General features: G+C 41.8%; 22 protein-coding genes and 1 pseudogene. 18 read left to right on the top strand and 5 right to left on the bottom strand.

Annotated elements, in window-relative coordinates; genetic code table 11:
- Nucleotides 1–13: 13 nt before the first annotated feature.
- On the top strand, nucleotides 14–1,504 hold the full coding sequence (argH, locus tag AC503W_RS16635; RefSeq protein ID WP_494915055.1) for an argininosuccinate lyase: 1,491 nt from the start codon (nucleotides 14–16) through the stop codon (nucleotides 1,502–1,504).
- 326 nt (nucleotides 1,505–1,830) lie between these two features.
- Here argH and AC503W_RS16630 read toward each other — a convergent pair whose 3' ends face one another.
- The gene (locus AC503W_RS16630; RefSeq protein ID WP_403122569.1) at nucleotides 1,831–3,192 is read right to left on the bottom strand and encodes a cytochrome P450; all 1,362 of its coding nucleotides are present in this window, start codon (nucleotides 3,190–3,192) and stop codon (nucleotides 1,831–1,833) included.
- A 323-nt stretch (nucleotides 3,193–3,515) separates the two neighbouring features.
- Here AC503W_RS16630 and AC503W_RS16625 point away from each other — a divergent pair, with 323 nt between their 5' ends.
- The 10 genes from AC503W_RS16625 (at nucleotide 3,516) to AC503W_RS16580 (ending at nucleotide 10,765) form a co-directional block, all read left to right on the top strand.
- Nucleotides 3,516–3,980, top strand: coding sequence for a YwqH-like family protein (locus AC503W_RS16625; RefSeq protein WP_494915052.1), 465 nt, complete (start codon nucleotides 3,516–3,518; stop codon nucleotides 3,978–3,980).
- Nucleotides 3,981–4,268 carry a YwqI/YxiC family protein gene (locus tag AC503W_RS16620; protein WP_427687572.1) on the top strand — a complete coding sequence of 96 codons (288 nt, stop codon included), beginning with the start codon at nucleotides 3,981–3,983 and terminating at the stop codon, nucleotides 4,266–4,268. It abuts the gene before it with no gap.
- Nucleotides 4,265–6,229 (top strand): T7SS effector LXG polymorphic toxin, encoded by a 1,965-nt coding sequence (locus AC503W_RS16615; protein ID WP_494915050.1) that lies wholly within the window; start codon nucleotides 4,265–4,267, stop codon nucleotides 6,227–6,229. Before AC503W_RS16620 ends, AC503W_RS16615 begins: the two co-directional genes overlap by 4 nt.
- 21 nt (nucleotides 6,230–6,250) lie before the next feature.
- Nucleotides 6,251–6,706 carry a DUF600 domain-containing protein gene (locus tag AC503W_RS16610; protein ID WP_427687568.1) on the top strand — a complete coding sequence of 152 codons (456 nt, stop codon included), beginning with the start codon at nucleotides 6,251–6,253 and terminating at the stop codon, nucleotides 6,704–6,706.
- A 1,045-nt stretch (nucleotides 6,707–7,751) separates the two neighbouring features.
- On the top strand, nucleotides 7,752–7,907 hold the full coding sequence (locus tag AC503W_RS16605) for a Fur-regulated basic protein FbpA (protein ID WP_402873264.1): 156 nt from the start codon (nucleotides 7,752–7,754) through the stop codon (nucleotides 7,905–7,907).
- Between the two features lie 3 nt (nucleotides 7,908–7,910).
- On the top strand, nucleotides 7,911–8,063 hold the full coding sequence (locus tag AC503W_RS16600) for an FbpB family small basic protein (protein WP_494915047.1): 153 nt from the start codon (nucleotides 7,911–7,913) through the stop codon (nucleotides 8,061–8,063).
- 211 nt (nucleotides 8,064–8,274) lie between these two features.
- Nucleotides 8,275–9,003, top strand: a complete 729-nt coding sequence (locus AC503W_RS16595) for an MOSC domain-containing protein (RefSeq protein ID WP_494915045.1) — start codon at nucleotides 8,275–8,277, stop codon at nucleotides 9,001–9,003.
- 124 nt (nucleotides 9,004–9,127) lie between these two features.
- Nucleotides 9,128–9,547: a hypothetical protein gene (locus AC503W_RS16590; protein ID WP_494915043.1), complete on the top strand. Its 420-nt coding sequence runs from the start codon at nucleotides 9,128–9,130 to the stop codon at nucleotides 9,545–9,547.
- Between the two features lie 410 nt (nucleotides 9,548–9,957).
- Nucleotides 9,958–10,299, top strand: a complete 342-nt coding sequence (locus tag AC503W_RS16585) for an immunity protein CdiI family protein (protein ID WP_494915041.1) — start codon at nucleotides 9,958–9,960, stop codon at nucleotides 10,297–10,299.
- Nucleotides 10,300–10,432: 133 nt separating this feature from the next.
- Nucleotides 10,433–10,765 carry a DUF5658 family protein gene (locus tag AC503W_RS16580; protein ID WP_494915039.1) on the top strand — a complete coding sequence of 111 codons (333 nt, stop codon included), beginning with the start codon at nucleotides 10,433–10,435 and terminating at the stop codon, nucleotides 10,763–10,765.
- A gap of 163 nt (nucleotides 10,766–10,928) precedes the next feature.
- Here AC503W_RS16580 and gsiB read toward each other — a convergent pair.
- Nucleotides 10,929–11,123: pseudogene (gsiB, locus tag AC503W_RS16575) on the bottom strand (glucose starvation-inducible protein GsiB); the annotation flags it as partial.
- A 169-nt stretch (nucleotides 11,124–11,292) separates the two neighbouring features.
- Nucleotides 11,293–11,592, bottom strand: a complete 300-nt coding sequence (locus AC503W_RS16570; protein WP_483878327.1) for a hypothetical protein — start codon at nucleotides 11,590–11,592, stop codon at nucleotides 11,293–11,295.
- A gap of 626 nt (nucleotides 11,593–12,218) precedes the next feature.
- Here AC503W_RS16570 and AC503W_RS16565 point away from each other — a divergent pair.
- The 5 genes from AC503W_RS16565 (at nucleotide 12,219) to AC503W_RS16545 (ending at nucleotide 18,124) form a co-directional block, all read left to right on the top strand.
- Nucleotides 12,219–12,716, top strand: coding sequence for a hypothetical protein (locus AC503W_RS16565; RefSeq protein ID WP_494915037.1), 498 nt, complete (start codon nucleotides 12,219–12,221; stop codon nucleotides 12,714–12,716).
- 182 nt (nucleotides 12,717–12,898) lie between these two features.
- The gene (locus AC503W_RS16560) at nucleotides 12,899–14,626 is read left to right on the top strand and encodes a LytS/YhcK type 5TM receptor domain-containing protein (RefSeq protein WP_494917389.1); all 1,728 of its coding nucleotides are present in this window, start codon (nucleotides 12,899–12,901) and stop codon (nucleotides 14,624–14,626) included.
- A 21-nt stretch (nucleotides 14,627–14,647) separates the two neighbouring features.
- A complete protein-coding gene (locus AC503W_RS16555) occupies nucleotides 14,648–15,379 on the top strand; it encodes a LytR/AlgR family response regulator transcription factor (RefSeq protein WP_427687554.1) in 732 nt (243 codons plus the stop codon).
- A 205-nt stretch (nucleotides 15,380–15,584) separates the two neighbouring features.
- Nucleotides 15,585–17,036 (top strand): carbon starvation CstA family protein, encoded by a 1,452-nt coding sequence (locus AC503W_RS16550; protein WP_403080207.1) that lies wholly within the window; start codon nucleotides 15,585–15,587, stop codon nucleotides 17,034–17,036.
- A 170-nt stretch (nucleotides 17,037–17,206) separates the two neighbouring features.
- Nucleotides 17,207–18,124, top strand: coding sequence for a class I SAM-dependent methyltransferase (locus AC503W_RS16545; protein WP_494915034.1), 918 nt, complete (start codon nucleotides 17,207–17,209; stop codon nucleotides 18,122–18,124).
- 130 nt (nucleotides 18,125–18,254) lie between these two features.
- On the opposite strand, the gene AC503W_RS16540 is transcribed toward AC503W_RS16545, so the two are convergent.
- Complete coding sequence (locus tag AC503W_RS16540) at nucleotides 18,255–18,428, bottom strand: hypothetical protein (protein WP_407407787.1); 174 nt, start codon at nucleotides 18,426–18,428, stop codon at nucleotides 18,255–18,257.
- 277 nt (nucleotides 18,429–18,705) lie between these two features.
- On the opposite strand from AC503W_RS16540, the gene AC503W_RS16535 reads away from it, so the two are divergent.
- Complete coding sequence (locus AC503W_RS16535) at nucleotides 18,706–19,458, top strand: hypothetical protein (protein ID WP_494915032.1); 753 nt, start codon at nucleotides 18,706–18,708, stop codon at nucleotides 19,456–19,458.
- A gap of 52 nt (nucleotides 19,459–19,510) precedes the next feature.
- Nucleotides 19,511–20,269 (top strand): uracil-DNA glycosylase family protein, encoded by a 759-nt coding sequence (locus AC503W_RS16530; protein ID WP_494915031.1) that lies wholly within the window; start codon nucleotides 19,511–19,513, stop codon nucleotides 20,267–20,269.
- A 147-nt stretch (nucleotides 20,270–20,416) separates the two neighbouring features.
- Here AC503W_RS16530 and AC503W_RS16525 read toward each other — a convergent pair whose 3' ends face one another.
- Nucleotides 20,417–21,217 (bottom strand): IclR family transcriptional regulator domain-containing protein, encoded by an 801-nt coding sequence (locus AC503W_RS16525; protein WP_407407782.1) that lies wholly within the window; start codon nucleotides 21,215–21,217, stop codon nucleotides 20,417–20,419.
- Nucleotides 21,218–21,301: the final 84 nt, after the last annotated feature.

Below are 21,301 nucleotides of genomic sequence, written 5' to 3'. Positions count from 1 at the left end.
AGGGGTTGAAACATTGAATAAACTAGATGAATTTTTAAAGAATGAAGGGCAGACGTTTCCTGGAAAAACGTATGTCGAAGAACTGCTCATGCCAGTCTTTAATGATCAACGTGATTTCTTATTTCATGTCATGTTCGATATTCATCGGGCTCATGTCATTATGCTTGCTGAACAAGCGATCATTCCTGATGGTGAAGCGAAAGTGATGTTGGAAGGAATTAATAAGGTTGCACAGACGGATGTAGGGATGCTGCTTTATGAACCGCAGTTTGAGGATTTGTTTTTTATGATGGAAGCGAAGATTGGTGAAGAAATTGGTGTAGAGTTGGCGGGCAAAATTCATATTGCCAGGAGCCGGAATGATATGGGGGTTGCGATGTACCGCCTTGTGCTGCGTAATCATTTCATACAGCTGCTTGGCAGTGCCTATTCTCTAAGCGAAGCTATTTTGGCACAAGCAGAAAAGCACAACGCCACGTATATTACAGGCTACACACATACGCAACCGGCACAGCCGACAACGCTTGGTCATTACTTTCTCGCTATTTATGATGTTTTACAGCGTGACATCCGCCGTCTCTGGTCTGCCTATGAAAATGTTAATCAATCTCCACTTGGTGCTGCAGCTCTGACGACGACTGGCTTTCCAATCAACCGGGATCGAACATGTGATTTACTTGGGTTTGATAGAATTGTTGAGAATTCCTATGATGCAATCGGGGGGGCCGATTATCTGCTTGAAACAGCGACTGCCTTGATGACGTGTATGGTTGATACCGGCCGCTGGATTCAAGATTTCCTTCAGCATGTTACAAGAGAATTTGGCACCTTTTATGTGGCAGATCCTTATGTGCAGGTGAGCAGCATTATGCCGCAAAAACGTAATCCGGTGTCGATTGAACATTCTCGTTCCATTGCAAGCTCCGCATACGGGGATGCCCTTGCCGCAATGAACATGATTCATAATACGCCGTTTGGTGATATTGTGGATACCGAGGATGATCTGCAACCGCATTTGTATCGTTCGTTCACCAATGCAAATCGAGTGTTTAAGCTAATGTATGCGGTCATTACAACATTGAAAGTGAATGACGAATATACCAAGAAAATGGCCGCTAAATCGAGTATTACAATCACCGAGCTTGCGGACACACTTTCCAGGGAATATGGAGTTTCATTTAGAAAAGCCCATTCGATCGCCAGCCATATCGCCAAGGTAACTATTGCAGAGCAAAAAGAGCTCTATGACTGGAAAGTAGACGAGATTAATCAAATTATTAAAGAATTCGTTGGAGTAAGACTGACAGATGCTGAGTGGAAAAAAATTATCTCTCCAGAATACTTTGTCGAGATCCGCAACATCCAAGGAGGGCCCAGCCCATCGGAAGTAAAACGAATGATTAACGAGCGTAAGATATCATTATCTAAAAAAATCAAAGACTATGAACATACCGTAACCAGATTAAATGAAAAACATAGAAAGCTAATGGAATTTAGTTTTTGAATGGAAAGAGGCTGTGACATCTTGTCACAGCCTCTTTCCATTCATTGATGATCTTAACATGAGTTCCCGCCCTCGTTTTATGTAAAAATTCTTCCGCACACAATTCGGCTCGATCCATAATGTGTTTTATCTTCCCATCTCGGACTTTTATCTTCGGTTTCTACGATTTATCTACGCAAACCGAACTTTTATCTGTGGATATCGGCAATATATCGATTTTTCGACAAAAAACGAACAATCCAGAAGTGTCCTCATATAAGGAGCAGTCCAAACGAAAGGTCATATCACCGACAATGGTATCCAACTGTCGTTGACATGACCTTTCCTTATCCATTATTTCTTTCCTCCACGATCATCCTCAATCCACTCTTTGGTCTGAGTGTAAGCAAGGGCAGGGGTTTTACTTCATGATGGTCAGGTGCGAGTTTGATTCGATATTGCTGGGCAATGGAGGCTAGGACCAGCACGGCTTCCATCACAGCAAAGTGATTGCCGATGCACACCCTCGGGCCACCACCAAATGGAAAGTAAGCGAATGGAGGGATGGTTTTCAAATAGTTGTTTTCAAACCGCTCAGGTATAAAAGAATCGGGTTGATCGAAATACTCTGGATTATGATGCATCACATAGGAACTTAACAAAAACATATCGCCTTTTTTGAAATGGTAGTTTCCGATGGACACATCTTCTGCAGCTTTCCGTGATATGACGTAGAGTGGTGGATAGATGCGAAGCGATTCCCAGACAATATTCTGCGTGTAGGATAATTTCATGAAATCATCAGGAGTGGGGGTGCGGTTTCCGATTACGGTATCTATTTCATGGAAAAGCTTAGCTTCCACTTCAGGATTCTGCGATAGTAAGTAGAATGTCCAGGAAAGTAAGGTAGCGGTCGTATCGTGACCGGCAAGGAAGATCGTCATTACTTCATCGCGTACTTGCTGATCTGACATCCCTAAACCATCCACTTCATCTCGGGCTTCCATCAGGATTCCCAACATATCTTCATGACTCTTTGCATCTTCTCTACGTCCTTCAATTATGCTATATATCACGGTATCCAGTCGTTCGAGCACCTTTTTATATTCCCGGTTGCTTTTTGTTGGAATCCATAGAGGCAATTGAAAGAGATTCCTCATTCTTTTGACAGCAACCTTCATCACTTCATCTATCGGCTCCCCAATCAGGTTATATCCATCTTTGAGTTCCGTGCTGAACATGGTCTTGCTGACTATACCAAGAGCAAGGCTCATCGTGTCCTCGGTGATTATTCTTTCTTCCCCGTTTTTCCAGGTTGAGATATATTCCTTGGTTATATCAATCATATCTTGTGCGTAATTGCTAATATGGGTCTTTTTGAAAGATGGTTGAATAAGCCTTCTCTGGCGCATGTGAAAATCTTTATCACTCGTAATGAGCCCTTCTCCAATGAGCGGCTTTAAGCTATCGAAGTCTTTTGATTTCAAAAACGACTTTTGTTTGGTTACAAGGATTTGTTTAATTAAATCCGGATCTGAAATGAGGTAAACGTTTTGGAAAGGCCCCAACCGAAGTTTTGCAACGTCCCCATATTCTTTAGCTAGCCGTGTAAGAAAACCAATTGTGTCTGATTGAAACTCCTTTGTATGACCAGTTATTATTTTCCCTTTTGGGCCAGTGGGAGAATCATGAGCATCTTTATCCAACAATGATTTGTTTCATTCCTTTCTATATAAGTAGTTATAATCATTCTATGTGGATTGCGCATATTGGTTTGGACAAGTATGCGAGAGGGCTAGCGTTTTTTACATATTAATAGAAGGAAAACCGTTAAAAATCGCGATCATAGGCTCTTCATTACTTTTTTTAAACTCTAATTGTTTAATATTGGTAAAATAAGGGTAAAAAGACTGGAACTTGAAATGGAATGAGTGCATCCATTTTCCTAACGGGAGCTATAAATAGCATACTTATCCCTATTTATCTCTCGGACTATATTCCTTATAATAAGAAAATATGAAAAATATGACAAATGGTAAAGCCGTTAACGAATGATGAGGTGATCCTGTTGGGACTTGTAGATGTAATAAGCGATTATAGCTCGGCATTTTCTAGTGGAATAGCTAATTTGGAAGAGCAAATTAGCCGATTGAAGCAGGCGAAAACACAAATCAACAATGAACAGGAAGCAAGTCTTATAGAAATCAAAGAAATAAAAAAACCCGAGTTAGGAAAAAGTTGGACTGGTAATCGTGCAACGGATTTTAACGAGTCAAGAAGTGGTGCATACAAGGTCATGCTGACAATCGTTCAGGATGAGTATGATGACTATCAAGCGAAAATTGAACAGAAAATCACCTTCCTGGAGATTCAAAAAGCTGCGATGGCGGCCGCCGAAAAAGCTGCCCGTGAAGCGAGCGAACTGTTGAGTAAAGGGGAAGAATTCCTTGACCAAGTGGAAAGTAAAGTATCGGATTTAAAGAAGTGGGTGTTTTAAATGACGACAATTAAACTGAATCATGCAGTCGTGACAAAACAAGTAAGCCAGGTAAAAACGGCCGTGGATGGGACGACAATCGGAGCACTGCCGGCCGATCAGCTCGGCAATAACGATCTGAGCTTCACATCGAAATGGGAAGAACGGGAGACCAATCTGGAAAAGACCTTCAATCAATACCTGACGATCGTCAAAAAGAATCTGGAAGACACCCGGGCCAACGTGGATTTACTGAAAGAGCAGGATGAAGCCATCACCCATACTGTACAGGGGTATCAGCCATTATGACAATCTTCGAAGCCAAACCTCTGAAGTCAGCAGTCAAGTCACGGGCCAAGCAATATGAAGACCTGAAAGGGCAAGTAGAGACACTGAAAAAGGAATTTCAGGGAATCGTCGATTTGGATGAAGAGCTGGCGGGAGCCGGGGCGACGGCCATCAAGAACTTTTATCGAGCACAAGTAGAGGTGGCCAATGCCTGGATCGAACTATTCGCGACACAGATCAGCTTTCTAAAAGGCATTCCGGCCATCTTGGAAGACGCCGACCTATCCGGTGAGACCGTGGTCGAGGTGCCGTTTTTAGAGGGGGAAGTGACCCACGGTCTCTCTAACGCCAAGTCCATGGTGAACCAGCAGGCGAACGATCTTCAGAAGATTTTTCAAAACATTGATGATATCCTTCCGCTTACGGTGTTCAAACAAGAAGATTTCCATGAGAAAATGGAAAAGGCCGAAAAAGAAAAGAACGATACCATCAAGAAAGTGCACGAAGTAGATAATAAATTAGTAGAAGAATACCAAGTGACCGAAGCCCAGGAAAGTGTAGCCATTAGCCTTTTCCAGGCCTTACTTGAAGCCACCAGTCAGGATGGTACCGTTTCCCCGATGAACTTCAACCAAAGTGCCTTTCAAGCGAGCCAAGCTTATCAAGTGAAGGATGAAGTGGCCGAGAATATGCAAGGATACCGGGACTTCAAGAAGCAAGAAGAGGAAGCGCGGAAACTCGAACAGGAAATGGAAGAACTCGAGAACCGCCCATGGTATGAAAAAGCCTGGGACACGACAAAAACCTTTACAGGGGAAATCACTGGGTATTATGATTCAGTAAGAGCGACAACGGGAGTCGATCCCGTAACGGGCCGTAAACTTTCCGAAGCTGAACGAATCGCCGCGGGCGCGATGGCCGCGGCCGGATTCATCCCCATCGTCGGCTGGGCAGGGCGTGCGATCAAGGGTGGAAGTGCCGTCTACAAAACCGTGAAGGGACTCAACGCTGCAGACCATGCATTGGACGCCTATAAATCTAGTAAAGGGCTGGATGTCCTCAAGCAAACCGAATACGGTCTATATGGATTAACCGCCGCCAACGGTCTCGGCGAAGCTGTCACCGGCAAGGACATGTTCGGAAACGAACTCACTGATGAACAGCGTCAAAACAGCCTGATGAACGCCCTTGGTATCGCCGGAGTTGCCGGGGCAGCCAAGGTCGCAGACAAAATGGCAAACGGGACAAAGTTCATCCCCTACAGCAAGGAATTTGTGCAAAATCAAGTCCAGAAAGCCCAAGACTCGATCAAGGATATGGGCAAGGCCATCGGGAAAGTGGAAGTGCCAACTGGAGTTAAGGTTAGGACAGTCGCGGATACAACTGGAAATACTTACAAAAATATCTCGGTTGATAAGACGACGATAAAGGATCTTGCGCAGAAGATAACGGCGAAGGGTGAAGGTAGTAAGGGAACTAGTAAAGGTAGTTCTGGAGTAAGTGAAGTTAAAACATTAGTAGATAAAGGACAACACTTTACAAACGGAAGAAAAAATAGGTTAAAGCCTGATATTAGATATAACACAGGAGAGTATGATTACTTTTATGAAACAGATAATGTAGGAAGGATTTCAAAGTTTGAAACAGAAAATTTACAATTAACAGAGAGAAAAGAGAGATTGTCACACAGCAAAAATACACCCGGTAAAGTAAAAGGTCAAGACCATGCAGGGCATTTGGCAGGTGATAGGTTTGGAGGGTCACCTAAAATTGATAATTTGGTATCGCAATTATCTGATGTTAATTTGAAGCAATATAAGAAGATTGAAGATATGTGGGCTGCAGCTTTAAAGGAAATACCTCCCAAAGAAGTAACTGTTGATGTTGAAATAATTTATCATGGCAATGATATGCGTCCGAAGGAATTTATAGTTAATTACTCGATTGATGGTAAGGCGGACTTCAGAGTTATTAAAAATTGATTTAAGGAGTGAAAAAGTAGTATGAAAGAATTTGAAGATAAATTTAGTGAATTGCAGGCAGATATGATATCTATATGTATGGAATATGTTGAAGATAGGGCGGATAAAGTGTACGTTTATGCTTCGCGTGAGGAAGGAATTATTTCGGGAAGTTTCTTTTATTGCATTAACAATAAGTATGTAGAACGTCATAAAGTAAATGATGCATTGGAAGATGAAGACGTAAGATACGATGTGTCTACCAAAAGACAGTCTATGGTATTGCGCATTATATGTGAAAATATTGAGAAAATTGAAGAATTATGCAAAGAATATGAGCGTGACATGCCAACTGAAATGAAATTAATATATGATGTTAAAAGTGGAAACTTCAAAGCCGAATACAAGTATGATTTAGTATATACGAATGATGAAATTAAAACAGCTAGCCATATTGCTGATGAGTGGTTTATGGAGATAAAAAATAATAATCTTTAATTTTGTATACAGGTAAAGATATGCTCGGATTTGGAATCTTGAAGTAATAATAATTTGATACTATCCAAAAATATGAAACTTCCCATTGTATTATTGAACTTCGAATATATGTATACCTTAAAACACTTGATTGTCAGTAGACAACAGGTGTTTTTGTTTTGTGAGAAATTTTATAGAAGAAAGACTTGAATGTAGCTTTCTTGGAATCAATGAACAGCGCCAAATCAGCCTGTTGATTGCATCACCGAGGTTGCAGGGGCAGCCAAGTTAATCAAGAATGAATCAATAAGGGAATCGAACAATAGAGGAATAAGAAGATGATGACTATTGCCAATACGGTTAAAATACAAACCATGGTGGTGTTGGGTACCTGGTGGTCACCAGAGGATTTCACCAAATGACTTATGAAGTAAACTTCCCCCTCTATCGAATCAGTCGAATATATATAATTGACACTGAGAATCATTTTCATTTATAGTGAGGGTATAGTGAAAAAAGTTCTCAATTAGGCAGGTGAGAGGAAGAAGGTACTTATCGTTTTTTATCCGGTACTACCGAGAAAATGGCCGTAATTATGAAGAGTAGCCTCACAACTGTAGGCTGAAAGTATATATGGAAAGATTGGATACCTGAGAAGTAGACACTTTAAAGTGGTTTGATTTGACCTTTATCGGTTTATATACATGGAATAAAGAGGAATGACCTTATGAAGCAATGGAATTTCATGAGGAAATTGAACAAGTGAATCTTGCGCGGAATGAAGATTGCATGTTTGAGTTCAGGCGATTTGGGTTATAGAAATCCTTGTGTAGCGATTCAGATTTTTTTAGAAAAAATGAAAGAATGCTGTGGTCATAAATTGTGATTGGATTCTTAAAGTCCATCATGAACCTACTACATATAATCAAGTAAAGAAATGCGAAGATTTTGCAGATCATGCTCTTATATGAGGAAGACAAAAGAGAAAGTAGGGATTTTTCCGTTCAATCGAATATTACGTATTCCAAACAACGAAAAGTCTGTTTATTTATGAAGGAGGGTTTTCATGAGAACCCAAATAGATAAAAAGGGAGAAGCTATCAAAGATCAGCTTATCCAAGAACTATTGAAATTCGGCATTTTCAAGAAAAACGATAAACAATTATATGAGTTACCAGTTATTGTACTTCAAAAAGAATTCAATCAGCTAAGAGGTGAATGAAGAATGCCTAGAAGAACAAAGTCATTTAATCAACTGCTTAAAGAAAACCGAAATACTTTGCTTCAAGACAAACGTGAATTGGAGCGAATCTTTATCAAAATCGATCAAAAGGCAACGGGTGAGGTTAAAACCGATCGACAAGTACAATCATCATGATATTTGCTCACATACCGTCATCAATGTCTTTCATTGTTCATGGAAAAGACGCAGTAATTTTCCTATCTATGGTTCTAAAAAGAATAATGGAAGCATATAAAAAAGGAACGGGTTCTACTCATGTGTAGAGTCCGTTCTTTTTTGTCACGTGCTCCCATCACATCCAGGTATTATGGCAGAATATCAATGGACAGTACGTAGGAGGGATAGCATGTTAGTCGGTCATATGAAGGAAATCGTGCGGCATCCTGTTAAATCATTTCGTGGGGAGAGCGTCCAAAAAACGAATGTCATGCAGTACGGGGTATATGGAGATCGCAGTCATGCGTTCTTGGATGAAACGAGGCCAGGTAAATTTTTGACCATCACTCAACATCAGAAAATGGTTCAATATCAAGCGCGGTTTGTCGGGGAAGAGTCGATGGTTGCTTATCCCACAGTGGAAATTACCTCACCGGAAGGAAAGGTCATCACTTGGGGGGATGAGGATTTACTCAGGGCCATGGAAAATGAATCGAAACGGAAGGTTTCTTTCATTGAATATTCGCCTACCCATGTACCATTAGGAGCGATAGAAGCGGAGCCTATTCAACTGGTGACGGATGCGTCCCTGAACGAATTACAAACGATATGGGGGAAAGACCATCTCGACCACCGACGGTTTCGGCCCAACTTCGTCATCTCGTTAACCGATAGAATCCCATTCATTGAACAAACCTGGTTCGGAAAACGGATGAAAATAGGCCGGGATGTGGAAATCGAATTAAGAAGGCCCTGTGAAAGGTGCATGATCATCACGGTGAATCCGGACGATGCCGAGCGGGACCCCACTTTGCAAAAAGCGGTCCAAAAGAACTGTGCTAACCATTTTGGCGTGTATGCCTCTGTCACTCGAACAGGGGAAATAGGGGTCGGAGATGAAGTATTCCTGCTAGATTGAAAATAGGAACACTGCCTATTAATGATAAAAGGCAGTGTTATTTGTTATTATCTCAAATCACTCAAATATAATATTGGTAAAAATGGTAAAATAAAGGTGGTTGTATAGAGGGGGAGTTGTTGAGATGCGTCCTTATCCTACTTGGTTTAGTTATGTGGTGAAAGTACTTTGGTTGGCGGGGTTATTTGTCCTGCTTGTTGTCAGTTATACCCTTGGATTGACCATTCAGAAGAAAGTCGAAGCCACATTTATCATCGAGCCCTTATTCTGGTTCGATAGCGTGGTACCCATTGTATTTGGTCTATACGTGTCCCTGCTTTTCGTGAAGGGATGGACATTCAAGCTCCAAATGCCTCTTTTTATCTGCGTCACCCTTCCATGTCTGATTCTATCCTTATACGTACCAATCGTGTATACCTTTTTTCCAAACGCAGCCTATTTTCCCGACCCATATTGGCTGCTTTCAAGAGATAGCTTCAGGATCATACCGGTCGTAGCTGGTTTGACACTATTCACCAGCCTGTTCGGAGTGAAGCGTGGTTGAAAGTTTGATGAAGGATGCTTGGGTGCGTGGCGTGGTCGAATAAATAGATTGATTACGTGTAGTGCATGAAATAGCGCCCAAGCAATCATCGAATGGGAGAAGGCTATGCCATTAGCGATATTAAGGACGTAAAAGTAAAAGCGGTTAAAGAAGACGGAACCGAAGAAAATGTGGAAGAAATAGATGAAGGGAGAGTGAAAAAAGTTGAGTGAGGATCAATGCCCGAAATGTAACTCATACTCGATTAAGAAAGGGATACTTGGGACAGGGTTCAAATTTGTTCAAATGTTCTCCTATGATCATTTAAAGAATAAGCCGTCCAAGATCACCTCTTACTATTGCTCGAATTGCGGGTTCATCCTTGGTTCTTATGTGGATAACCCGTCCAATTTAGAACCAAAGGGGGATAAGTGAAGCTGGATTGCTTATGTGCACGACGGAAACCGTCCATCTTGAAATTGGAAGCAGATATCGGTGCAGATCCGATATGGTGCCATCTCTGTGGCTGTAACCTGGATTTAGATGAAGTCCCCATTTCAGATGAACTGAAAAAGGAGCTATCAGATTGGGTGAGAGAGTATGGAGACTGGATAGATTGGGAAACGGATACCATGCTTCCAGACGGAATGACTCTTGAAAAAGAACATAATGAAAAGGGATTACGATTAACGGAAAAAATCAAAGAAGAGCTGGATGGAAACTATAGAATTGTATTTTTTCCATCCAAAACGACCTGTATGGATACTCCCTGATCAACATGCTCCTTTAAGGGAGTATGGATTGACCGTTCTTTACTAAGAACAATTTGTCTGGCATCTTTACTGTTCCTTCTTGATAAGGTATGTTCCATTCGTACTTTTGAAAAGATAGTGGTAGGAGGAGATCATGGTGGATGAAGCAAGGATTTCGAAAGAGAAGATGAAGAATATGCTCGTATGGATTTTCGTGCTATGTCTGTTCGATGCGGTGGTAACCGATTTTGGCATCCAGGCGGGATACATAAGAGAACTGAACCCCCTCATGAAAGAAGTGTATCATTGGAATCGCTCCTTCTTCTACGGATGCAAACTGTTCCTTCCTTTACTTCTCTTGTGGATCTATCCGCAGTTAAAACGTAGAAAAGTGGTGAATGGCGGAATCTTGCTTTGTTTGGTAGCGTATGCCGCCGTCACGGTGTACCATTTCTTCTGGATGTTACTGGCGCTGAAAGGCAGTTAGACCGATAAAAAGTCGGGATTGACCGATAAATCATGTGAATTGACCGATAAAAGTAATGAATTGACCGATAAATACCAAGAATCGATCGATAAAAACAAAACAAACAAAAAAAACGAATAATTGCCCGTTAAGACAATTACTCGTTTTATGGAATGGTTTAATTGTTATTGTTATCGCTGCGAGCTTTTCCGCCCTTTTCACCGATTTCTTGGTAAAACTCTTTGTCATGATTTTTGGAGGTCGCTTCTCCGCCTTTTTCACCGATCTCTTGATAAAACTCTTTATCGTGATTTTTTGAAGTTGCTTCTCCACCTTTGCGACCTGCTTCTTCCCGACTCATTTTGTTATTGTCAGCCATGTTAATCACTCCTATAAAAGTTTTTTGTGTTGCTTACAGTATCATATATATCCTAATCCACACTCTAGTAAACTAGTATTTTGAAAAAAATACATATTATATTGAAATGAAAGTCGATTTTTTAAATAGAAACGTTAAATGGCGCTCATTTGAGCGCCATTGTCATTTGTCAGATTAAAACTAATTGTATGCTAGTCCAGTTGGTATAAGTGAAAAAGATGACCAGTACATTCTTGGTCATGTTGATCAGAATCCGATTATTCCTGAACTCCATTTCCTTATTCTCTTGAAGAAAAAAAGGCAAGGTAATGCGATGTGGGAATCTTTCAAGGACCGTCAAGCCAATCCAGATGATCAGACCAAATAGCGGAAGGGCAAGTACGCTTTCCTTTGAACCCAAAATACTCACTTTCCCGAACGAATTAAATTGAAAGGGTATTTGACTTGGTAGAGAAGACCATTCCGTCATTATGTATACAACACTTGAAATAAGAAATAAGAGCGAAATGATATCTAATATCATTTCTATTAGCGTTCTTTTGCGTTTAACTACTAACCGCTGCTGTTTAATCTCCCTCATCTCCGTTTCAAAATAATAAACTTCCCGGCGTCTTTCTTAAAAGTGGAATGTAGCGGACCACTCTCCTATTTTAGCACGGGGGAAGGGACGAAGTATGATGTAAACCTCCCAATCAAAAAAATAAAGGGACCATACGGCAACCTTGTTCAATTTAAAAAAACAAAAAACCTTAGGAGAGGGGGCCTAAAAAGGCGGTCACCTAAGGAATCGTGAGCAGGTAAATACCTGACTCATTTTCCATTATACTCCTTTTATATTGGAAGATAAACACCCCATCCGCTAGGTTAACAATAAAAAATATATTTTCTGTTGGTCATCACTCCATGACTAGTACTTTGATGCATGTAGCATGTGTTTTTCATGGAAAAAAGGACTTGGAATTAATTTGGGAAAAATGATAAACTAGCTATATCAGTGTGTAGAGATATTGGTCTTTCTTTTTGGGGGGCCAAAAATATATGTCTCATGATACGTCTGCCATCTGAAATATTTTTTTATATGGGAGATGGATCGATATGCACGGGGAAACAAGATTACCAAGAGGCGGAAAAGAATTTATATTGTTTTTAGCCATCATTTCCATTCTTTCTGTCAACATTATCGCACCACTTATTATGGCATTTAAATTTGGATTCACGAAGGACGTGTATGTTGATACGTTAAAAGTGATTCCGTTTGTTTGGGTTTGTGTCATTATATTGGTACCATTTGTGGTAAATCCACTTGTTACTAAGCTTGTACAAAAGTTTGCTGGACCTACGGACGGCTTTAATGCACGGGTGTTGTTCACAATATTATTTAGCGTGAGCATCTTGTCCGTTTTACTGACAGTTATCGGTTCTTGGGTTGGCATGGGGGAAATTAGCTGGAAGCCGATTCATACGTTCTTTTATGACTGGCCACGTAACTTCTTTATCGCATTCTGGGTTGAAACGTTGATCGCTCAACCAGTAGCCAGGTTTGCCATGAAGAAATTGCATGAAAGTCAAGCACGTAAAACCGTAAATGCTTAAATCCCATACAGTACCACTCATATAAGCCGATTGATTTTATTATAAAATCAGTCGGCTTTTTTGATTGGGTCTTTAGAAAAGGTATGGAGAACCCATCCATCGAGCGTATAATAATAGAAGGTATTGTGTAGAGTACAAGCTATCCATACAGGGATTGCAAGAGGGATTGGGGGAGGCAGATCATCATGGAATTGTTGATTACCATGACGGAACGGCTCGGGATCATCGTGACGATTGCCTTTATCGTGACCCGTTTTCGTTTCTTTCGACAAATGTTGAATGAGGATCATTTTAACCGGAAGCAACAGGTCAAAGCCATTTTGTTCTTTGGGGTGTTCGGCATCATTGGCACCTATACCGGACTGACATTGAGTCCCGAATCGCTTGAGTTCAACCGGTGGGTCGGGTCTGTCGGGGAAGATGAGGCCATTGCCAACTCCCGCGTGATCGGCGTTGTACTTGCCGGTTTATTCGGGGGATGGCGCATCGGACTTGGTGCTGGGATCGTCGCGGGGATTCATCGTTTTGCATTGGGAGGATTCACGGCGCTTTCCTGTGGGGTCGCCACGATACTTGCCGGGCTGCTTGCGGGTCTTTTTTATAAGAAAAACAAACATGTTAAACTTTCCAAGGCTTTAATGATCGGGGCGTTCGCCGAAGCGATGCAGATGTTCATCATTCTTCTTCTGTCGAAACCGACCGAACAGGCCTTTTCCCTTGTCGGGCATATTGGTATTCCGATGATTATCGCCAATGGCCTAGGCAGTGCCTTGTTTCTATTAATCATCCGAAGTGTTCTGAATGAAGAGGAGAAGGCTGCTGCTTTGCAGGCACAGAAGTCATTGAGGATTGCAAGGCAAACCCTCGGGTACATGCGCCAGGGTATGAACGAAAAGTCGGCTGCCGCGGTATGCCGGATTTTGTTTGATGAAGTGAAGGCAAGTGCCATCGCGATTACCAATGAAACGAAGATCCTCGCCCATATCGGTTTGGGGGATGACCATCACTCGCCGGGACGCCCGCTCCAGACAGAAATCACACGCCAGGTGATCGAAGGTGGGGAACTGATCGTAGTGGGAAAACGGGATATTCATTGCCAGGTTTCCGATTGTCCGTTAGGCGCGGTCATCATTGGTCCTTTAAAGAAGGGAAATCAGACAGTCGGGACGTTAAAGTTATATTTTCGCCATGAAAAAGAAATCAACAATGTGGATGTCGAGTTGATGTCAGGGTTGAGTATGCTCCTCAGCTATCAACTGGAAGTGTCACAGCTCGATGATGCACAGAAATTGGCGCAAGAAGCTGAGATTAGAGCCCTTCAGGCCCAAATCAATCCGCATTTCCTTTTCAATGCTTTAAATACGATCAACTCGTTAATAAGGATTGATCCTAACAAGGCAAGGAAAATGCTGCTTCACTTATCCCAGTATTTCAGAAAGAACCTAGCCAATACGACGGTGGAGTGGACGACCTTATCGGAGGAACTTTCACATCTTCAAGCGTATGCGCATATCGAAAAAATGCGGTTTGTCGATAAGCTGCACATTCATTATAAAGTGGGTGAAGATGTTCTCCATGCGAAGATCCCGCCGCTCATCCTCCAGCCATTAATCGAGAACAGCATCCATCATGGGTTTAAAAACAAAACGGAAAACTGTTCGATACATATTCTTCTTGAAAAAGAAACGGAAGCCTCGATTAGAATCGTCATAAGGGATAATGGGGCTGGTATCGAGCCAGGTCAGTTACAAAAGCTTGGCCAAGAAATCGTTGAATCCAAAAGCGGGACAGGCCTTGCCCTTTATAATGTGAACAAACGGCTCACGATGATGATGGGGCAGCAATCGGCCCTGAAGATCCGGAGTGAACCAGGAAAAGGCACGGAGATATCCTTTCGAATTCCAAAGTAAATGAAGAAAGTGGGGAAGAACATGAAAACGGTCATTCGGACACTTGTCATAGATGATGAGCGCTATAGCCGCGAGGAATTGATTCATCTGTTGAAGCAGTATCCCTCCATCGATATAATCGGCGAGGGTGAATCTGGGGAACAGGCCATCGTCTTGGCAATGCAGCTACAGCCTGATGTGATTTTTCTCGATGTGGAGATGCCGCTCATGAATGGGATGGAGGCAGCGAAGGCCCTCCAGGAATTGAAGAACGTCCCGAGAATCGTCTTTGCGACCGCCTATCCGCAGTTCGGTGTGGAAGCCTTTCGTGTGGATGCAGTGGATTATCTATTGAAACCGTATGATGACGATCAATTGGCAGAGACAATCAGCCGCCTTGAAAAACTATTCTTACAGAAAGAGGAGAATAGGCCGGTCAAAAGCGCCGGAAGACTGGCTGTCGAAGTGGAGGGGGAAATCCTCTATATTCATCCCCATGACATCCTGTACATTTCACGGGAAGAAAAGGTATCGAAGATCGTCACGGTCGACCATGAATATGAAGTGAAAACGACGATGAAGGAATTAGAAGAACGGTTACATGAATTCCCGTTTTTCAGAATTCATAAAAGTTATCTGGTGCATTTGAATTATGTATTGCGTCTCACCCCTTGGTTCAATGGAGCGTACCAGCTTGAACTGAAAGGACGGGATGAAATGCTGTCCGTCAGCCGGACGTATGCCAAAGCTTTTCGAGCGGCCTTGGAGTTATGATAGGAGTTGAAAGAATCTGATGTGAATGAAAGTGACTCTCAGATTCTTTCTGGTATACATGTGACAAATTTTTGAACATTTTACATGTTAATTCGACATATGAACCTCTTACCCTCCGAATTCGACATGATAATAAGAATTCACTCTTTTCTGTCAATTCATCGTTTATACTATATGTAAGCGATTCCAAGGAGGGCATAAACAGATGTATACATTTTTAGGTGGAGTCATTCTATTACTAATCGGATATTTTACATATGGTAAATTCATAGAGAGAATGTTTGGTGTCAAAGCGGACCGACCGACACCGGCATATGCGAATCAGGACGGCGTCGATTACTTGCCGATGAGCACGAGTAAGAATTCTTTGATCCAATTATTGAACATCGCAGGGGTCGGACCCATTTTCGGTCCGATTATGGGAGCTTTATATGGACCTGTTGCGTTTATCTGGATCGTACTTGGCTGTATCTTTGCAGGGGCGGTTCATGATTACCTAACTGGCATGATTTCAATTCGGAACCGTGGAGCCCATTTACCGGAACTTGCAGGTAAATTCCTGGGCAGAGTGATGAAGCATGTTGTCAATGCATTCGCCATCCTGTTATTAATTTTGGTGGGTACGGTATTTGTCACGTCCCCAGCATCCTTGCTTCATAACTTGATGAATGGCACGGTGAGCCTGACGCTCATCACGGTAGCCATTTTCCTATATTATATTCTGGCGACACTTCTGCCCATCGATAAAATCATCGGACGGTTTTATCCGATATTCGGGGCTTTATTATTAATCAGTTCCGTCGGGGTGGGTGGAGCCTTGATCATCCAACAAGCGCCGATACCGGAACTAACGTTATCCAATCTACATCCGGATAACCTGCCGATTTTCCCGTTATTGTTCCTAACGATTTCATGTGGGGCACTATCAGGCTTCCATGCCACACAATCACCGATCATTTCACGTACGACTCAAAATGAAAAACAAGGCCGGAAAATCTTCTATGGAATGATGATTGCAGAAGGAATCATCGCCATGATCTGGGCCGCGGCTGCCATGAGCTTATTCGATGGACCAGTCGGATTGAACGAACTACTTGCAACAGGTGGAACGGGATTAATCGTAAGTGAAGCGGCAAAAGTAACACTTGGAGCGTTATTCGGCACCATCGCCGTACTTGGAGTCATCGTCTTGCCAATCACGTCGGGAGATACGGCTTTCCGAAGTGCACGGATGATCATTGCCGATTATGTGAAGTTTCCGCAATTGAAAATGAGCAGCCGCTTAGTCATCGCGGTTCCGCTGTTCGTCATTTCCATTGCCTTAACGCAAATCGACTTCAACATCCTATGGCGCTACTTCTCATGGGCCAACCAAGCAACAGCCGTCATCGCCCTATTCGTAGGAGCCATGTACCTGTACATCGCGAAGAAGAATTACTGGGTGTCCTTACTGCCAGGAACCTTCATGCTATATACGGTGTTGGTCTATATCCTGAACGCCCAAATCGGATTCCGATTATCGATGGATACCTCCTACATCATCGGAGCCATCGTCAGCGTCATTTTGGTCATCACCTTCTTCGTCGCAGCGAAAAAACAACGAGCAGCCAACATCCCGCTCGAAGAAGATCTTTCGTATTATAAGAAAACTGCTTAAAGAAAAAACGCCACTTTGGCGTTTTTTTTATATTCAGGTAGGATTTTCGAGATAGAATAGATTGACAAAAATATTTATTTATGCTATAATTTACAGTTAAAATTTTTGTGTGTATAATGAGGTTCTCCTGGCCAGGGGAATCTTATTTTTGTTATACGGGGGATGAATGTATGAAGAAGAACGAATCAAGTATGACTTCCTTAATATCAGCCTTTGGTCGGGCTTACCATAGTCAATACGACACACCCAAAATTTTTGATGATTTTATTGTAAAAGATTTAATTAGCCAAAAAGAATTTGCGGATATTCAAGAGAACATGATTAAAGGCATTCCATTCTTTAATGATAGCATAGCGAAGAAATTTCAAGATGATCCAGATGAAATTTTAAAATGGATTACACAAGTTCAACTTTCTCCAACTCCTTTAGCACGTGCTGCCTATTGCGAAAATGTAGTACTCCATGAAATCGTGCTGGGCGTTCAACAGTATGTCATCTTAGGAGCGGGATTAGATACCTTTTGTTTCCGACACCCGGAATTAAACGAAAGCATCGATATATTTGAAGTGGATTATCCAGCTACACAAGACTTTAAAAAGATCAGGCTAGAAAATGCAAATTATCCAATCCCGGATACCCTTCATTTTGTTCCAATGGATTTCACCCGACCATTTGCCATTCAAGATCTTATTGGAAAAGGTTTCATGCCTAACAAAAAAACCTTTCTTAGTCTTTTAGGTGTTTCATATTATTTAACAAAAGAAGAACATGCCAATTTGATTAATGAATGGTTTGCCAATCTACCTTCAGGGAGTTCGATCGTATTTGATTATGCAGATGACAACCTTTTTGAAGAAAAAGGGCTGTCCAATCGAGTGCAAAATATGGTTCAAATGGCATCAGCTAGTGGCGAGCCCATGAAATCATGTTTTACTTATGAAGAAATGGAGAAAATGTTAGAAAACTCAGGTTTACTCATTTATGAACATTTATCACCTGTTGCCATTCAAAATAAATTCTTTGGTGGTCGAACAGATTATTTGTCTGCATTCGAAACCATTCATTACATCCATGCTGTGAAAAAATAATATGTCGCAAGAACTAGAACCTCCCAATCTCTCTATGATGGGGGGTTCTAAGCATTTATATCTGATATTCCTTTGAACATTCCTTTTTTTGAATGTCATAATCTTCTGCGGTTCCTGATGGTATTTACTTTTACCCAAGGAAGTTTTGAATTTGATGGATGGTCAAAATCGTGGTAAACAAGCACCCGAAGGAAGTTAAGACTATGATTTTTCTATTGTTTTGCTTTTCTTCAGGTTTAATGAATTCATGAATTTGTACAATCCATAACGCCATAGTGACAAGGGCAAGAATTCCGATGGACAAAACACTCACCTCCTAAAGACTGTTCATACGTATGTTTATCTTTAGTCTAAAATTCATTTCACAGTGTGACCCAACTATTTGGTGACTAAAATTCCAATTAACGTGTATGTCTTTTAATTTAACATAAATATCCATTTGTTACTAAGCCTATTTAAATCAATCTTTTCTTTGAACCTAGCCTTAAAAATTGTTTAGCGAATTAAAAACTATTCATTTTCATTTGGATAAAGTTTACAATCGTTATAACGATGAATGGCAAGTGAATGGGGATGGGGGAATGATGATGAAACAAGTTTTCTACATAGGGGCAATACTAGGAACGGTGCTTTTAATGGGATGTAGTGCAAATGAGGAAACGAATCAGACAAAGAGTGAAGAGGCGCCTAAAGTATTAGCGGATGAACAGACTATAGAGGGTGCACCTTTATCCAATCCTCCAATTGATGTTGTGGAAACAACGGGTCCCCTTCAATTGACGCAGGAACAAAAGGAAGACTACCACAAGCAGTATGAGGAAATTGTCCATCAGGCGAATGAGACCAAAATAGGGCTCAATCTAGGCGTACCTTCGATTGAAGAGTTTGAACCCCAAGATTGGGCGGAGTCAGAAGACTATAAACAAAGGGTCCAAGAACATATAGATTCCTTCTTGGCAAGTGAACGGGAGGCATTAAGTAATCTACCTTCACAAACTACTGAAGCCGTCATGGGTTTGAATGGAGAATGGAAGAAAATAGCCCATCTTTATGTTAGCGATAAGATTTTTTCAGTAGAGGTTTCAGGTATGTTTGAGACACAATATAATGAAAATCGGGAAGGCCAAATGTTTTCAAAGGTAGATCAGATTACATCACATATAGCCAGTTCTTCTAATGGAGAATGGAAGCAAACCTTCTCGGAGGCCAAACTTGTGGATAATGGCCGTACATATAGCCTTTTGATTGAAGGGGTGTATACTTTACATCGTATAGCCACAAAGAAAGCCTTCACGATTGAATTCAGTTGCAATGAATTTGGTGCTATTCTTTGATCAAGCATTTTCTTACACGACACCAAGCTTATAAAAGAAGGGATCAACAGTCATGAGTATCGTACAGTTTTCGAAATTCGAGCAATACAAGGATCTGCTGTATAGCTTGCCGGCCTCGTATACAGTGGATATGATCAGAAACGAGCAATTTCTGCTGGATCGGGATGAGAAGAAAAACCTCGAAATCTATTATGCTCCTTTTGAATATGTGAATGAACGTGCCAAGGTCGTGATCGCCGGAATCACACCAGGATTACACCAGATGAAGAAATCCTTTTCAACCGTCATTGAAGTCAAGGATTACATAGAAAGTGAGGAAGAAATCCTCCACGTAGTAAAGAAACAATCCAGCTTTGAAGGGCCGATGCGAAAAAACCTCGTCAAGATGCTGGATGAGCTGGGTTTACATGAATACTTGGGGCTATCCTCCACGATCGAGCTTTTCGCCGAGGCCAATTCCTTGGTCCATACAGGATCCGTCCTGAACTATCCGGTGTTTTATAAGGGAAAAAACTACAGCGGGACGACGCCGGACATCTTAAAGACGGAGCTCCTAAGGAAACATATCATGGAAGGGTTTGCGACCGAAATCAGCAACATGGACCAGCCACTCATCATTCCGCTAGGCATCAACGTCTCAAAGGTCCTCACCTACTTGGCGGAACAGAATCACCTCGATGCTAGCAATCTGCTACTAGGATTCCCGCATCCTTCCGGGGGCAATGGACATAGGCATAGGCAATTCGCGGATAACAAAGAACAGATGAAAGAGATGATCCGGGATTACTTCTCGAATCATCCAATCCAGTGAAGCTGTAAGTTTGTGATTGTTCCGTGATCAATGGAATGAGAGATTCAAGGGCAGCCAGAGAATTTGTAGAATCACGATAAAAGCCACCTGAGGAGGGAGTCCCTTCAAACAGGCGGCTTTTATTGGTTTGCATTTTACACAGATACATTAAAAATGTGAGGAGTTCGATGTTGCGATGGCCCTACTAATTTTGGCTGCCGTGTCCAATAGTAATGGAAGAAATTCTTCTTGGAGAACTTCTTCACTGATTCTTCCAGCATGTGCGGAACAATTGATGGCGGCAATGACCTGTCCTTCAGAGTTTTTTATGGGAACAGCGATGGATCGGAGTCCTTCTTCGAATTGCTGATCAACCCCTCCCCAACCCATTTCACGGACCTGATCCAAGGTGCTCAGTAATTGCTGCTTGTCCGCAATCGTTTTTTCTGTAAACGACTGAAGCGTAATTTGATCCAACCGTTTCTCTAGTTCATCTTTCTGAAGATTAGCTAGAAGCACGTGTCCCATGGACGTCGCATAAGCAGGGAGGCGGGATCCGACATCCAGATTAATCGACATGATTCTTTTCGTAGGAACACGGGCAACATAGATGATTTCCGTGCCGTCCAAGACAGAAATGGAACTGGACTCACCTATTTGGGCAACAAATTCCCGCATGATGGGATAGGCCATATTCCAAATGTTCTTCGAAGAAATATAGGCATAGCCTAATGTCAGGGTTCGGGCGGTTAATGAAAAGGATCCATTTTTCGATTCTGCAAACCCTAGGTGAACCAAAGTAAGTAAGATTCTGCGTACAGTCGGTCTGCTTAAACCGGTTATTTTCGCCGCTTCACTTATGGTCAGTGTCGGAGTTTCCTGTGAAAATGCCTGAATAACAAGCAGCCCACGTTCTAGGGATTGGATATAGTCGCCACTTTTTATATTTTCTGAATATTCAGTTGACATAAATGATACCCCCTGTGTAAAATAAAGTTGTACGAATAGAAAATTTATGTACGGTTATCGTACAATTTGTTCATTCATTTTGCA

This window comes from Peribacillus suis, from assembly GCF_059384845.1.
The sequence above is the reverse complement of the archived record's forward strand: the minus strand, read 5'-3'. Positions and strand labels throughout refer to the sequence as shown.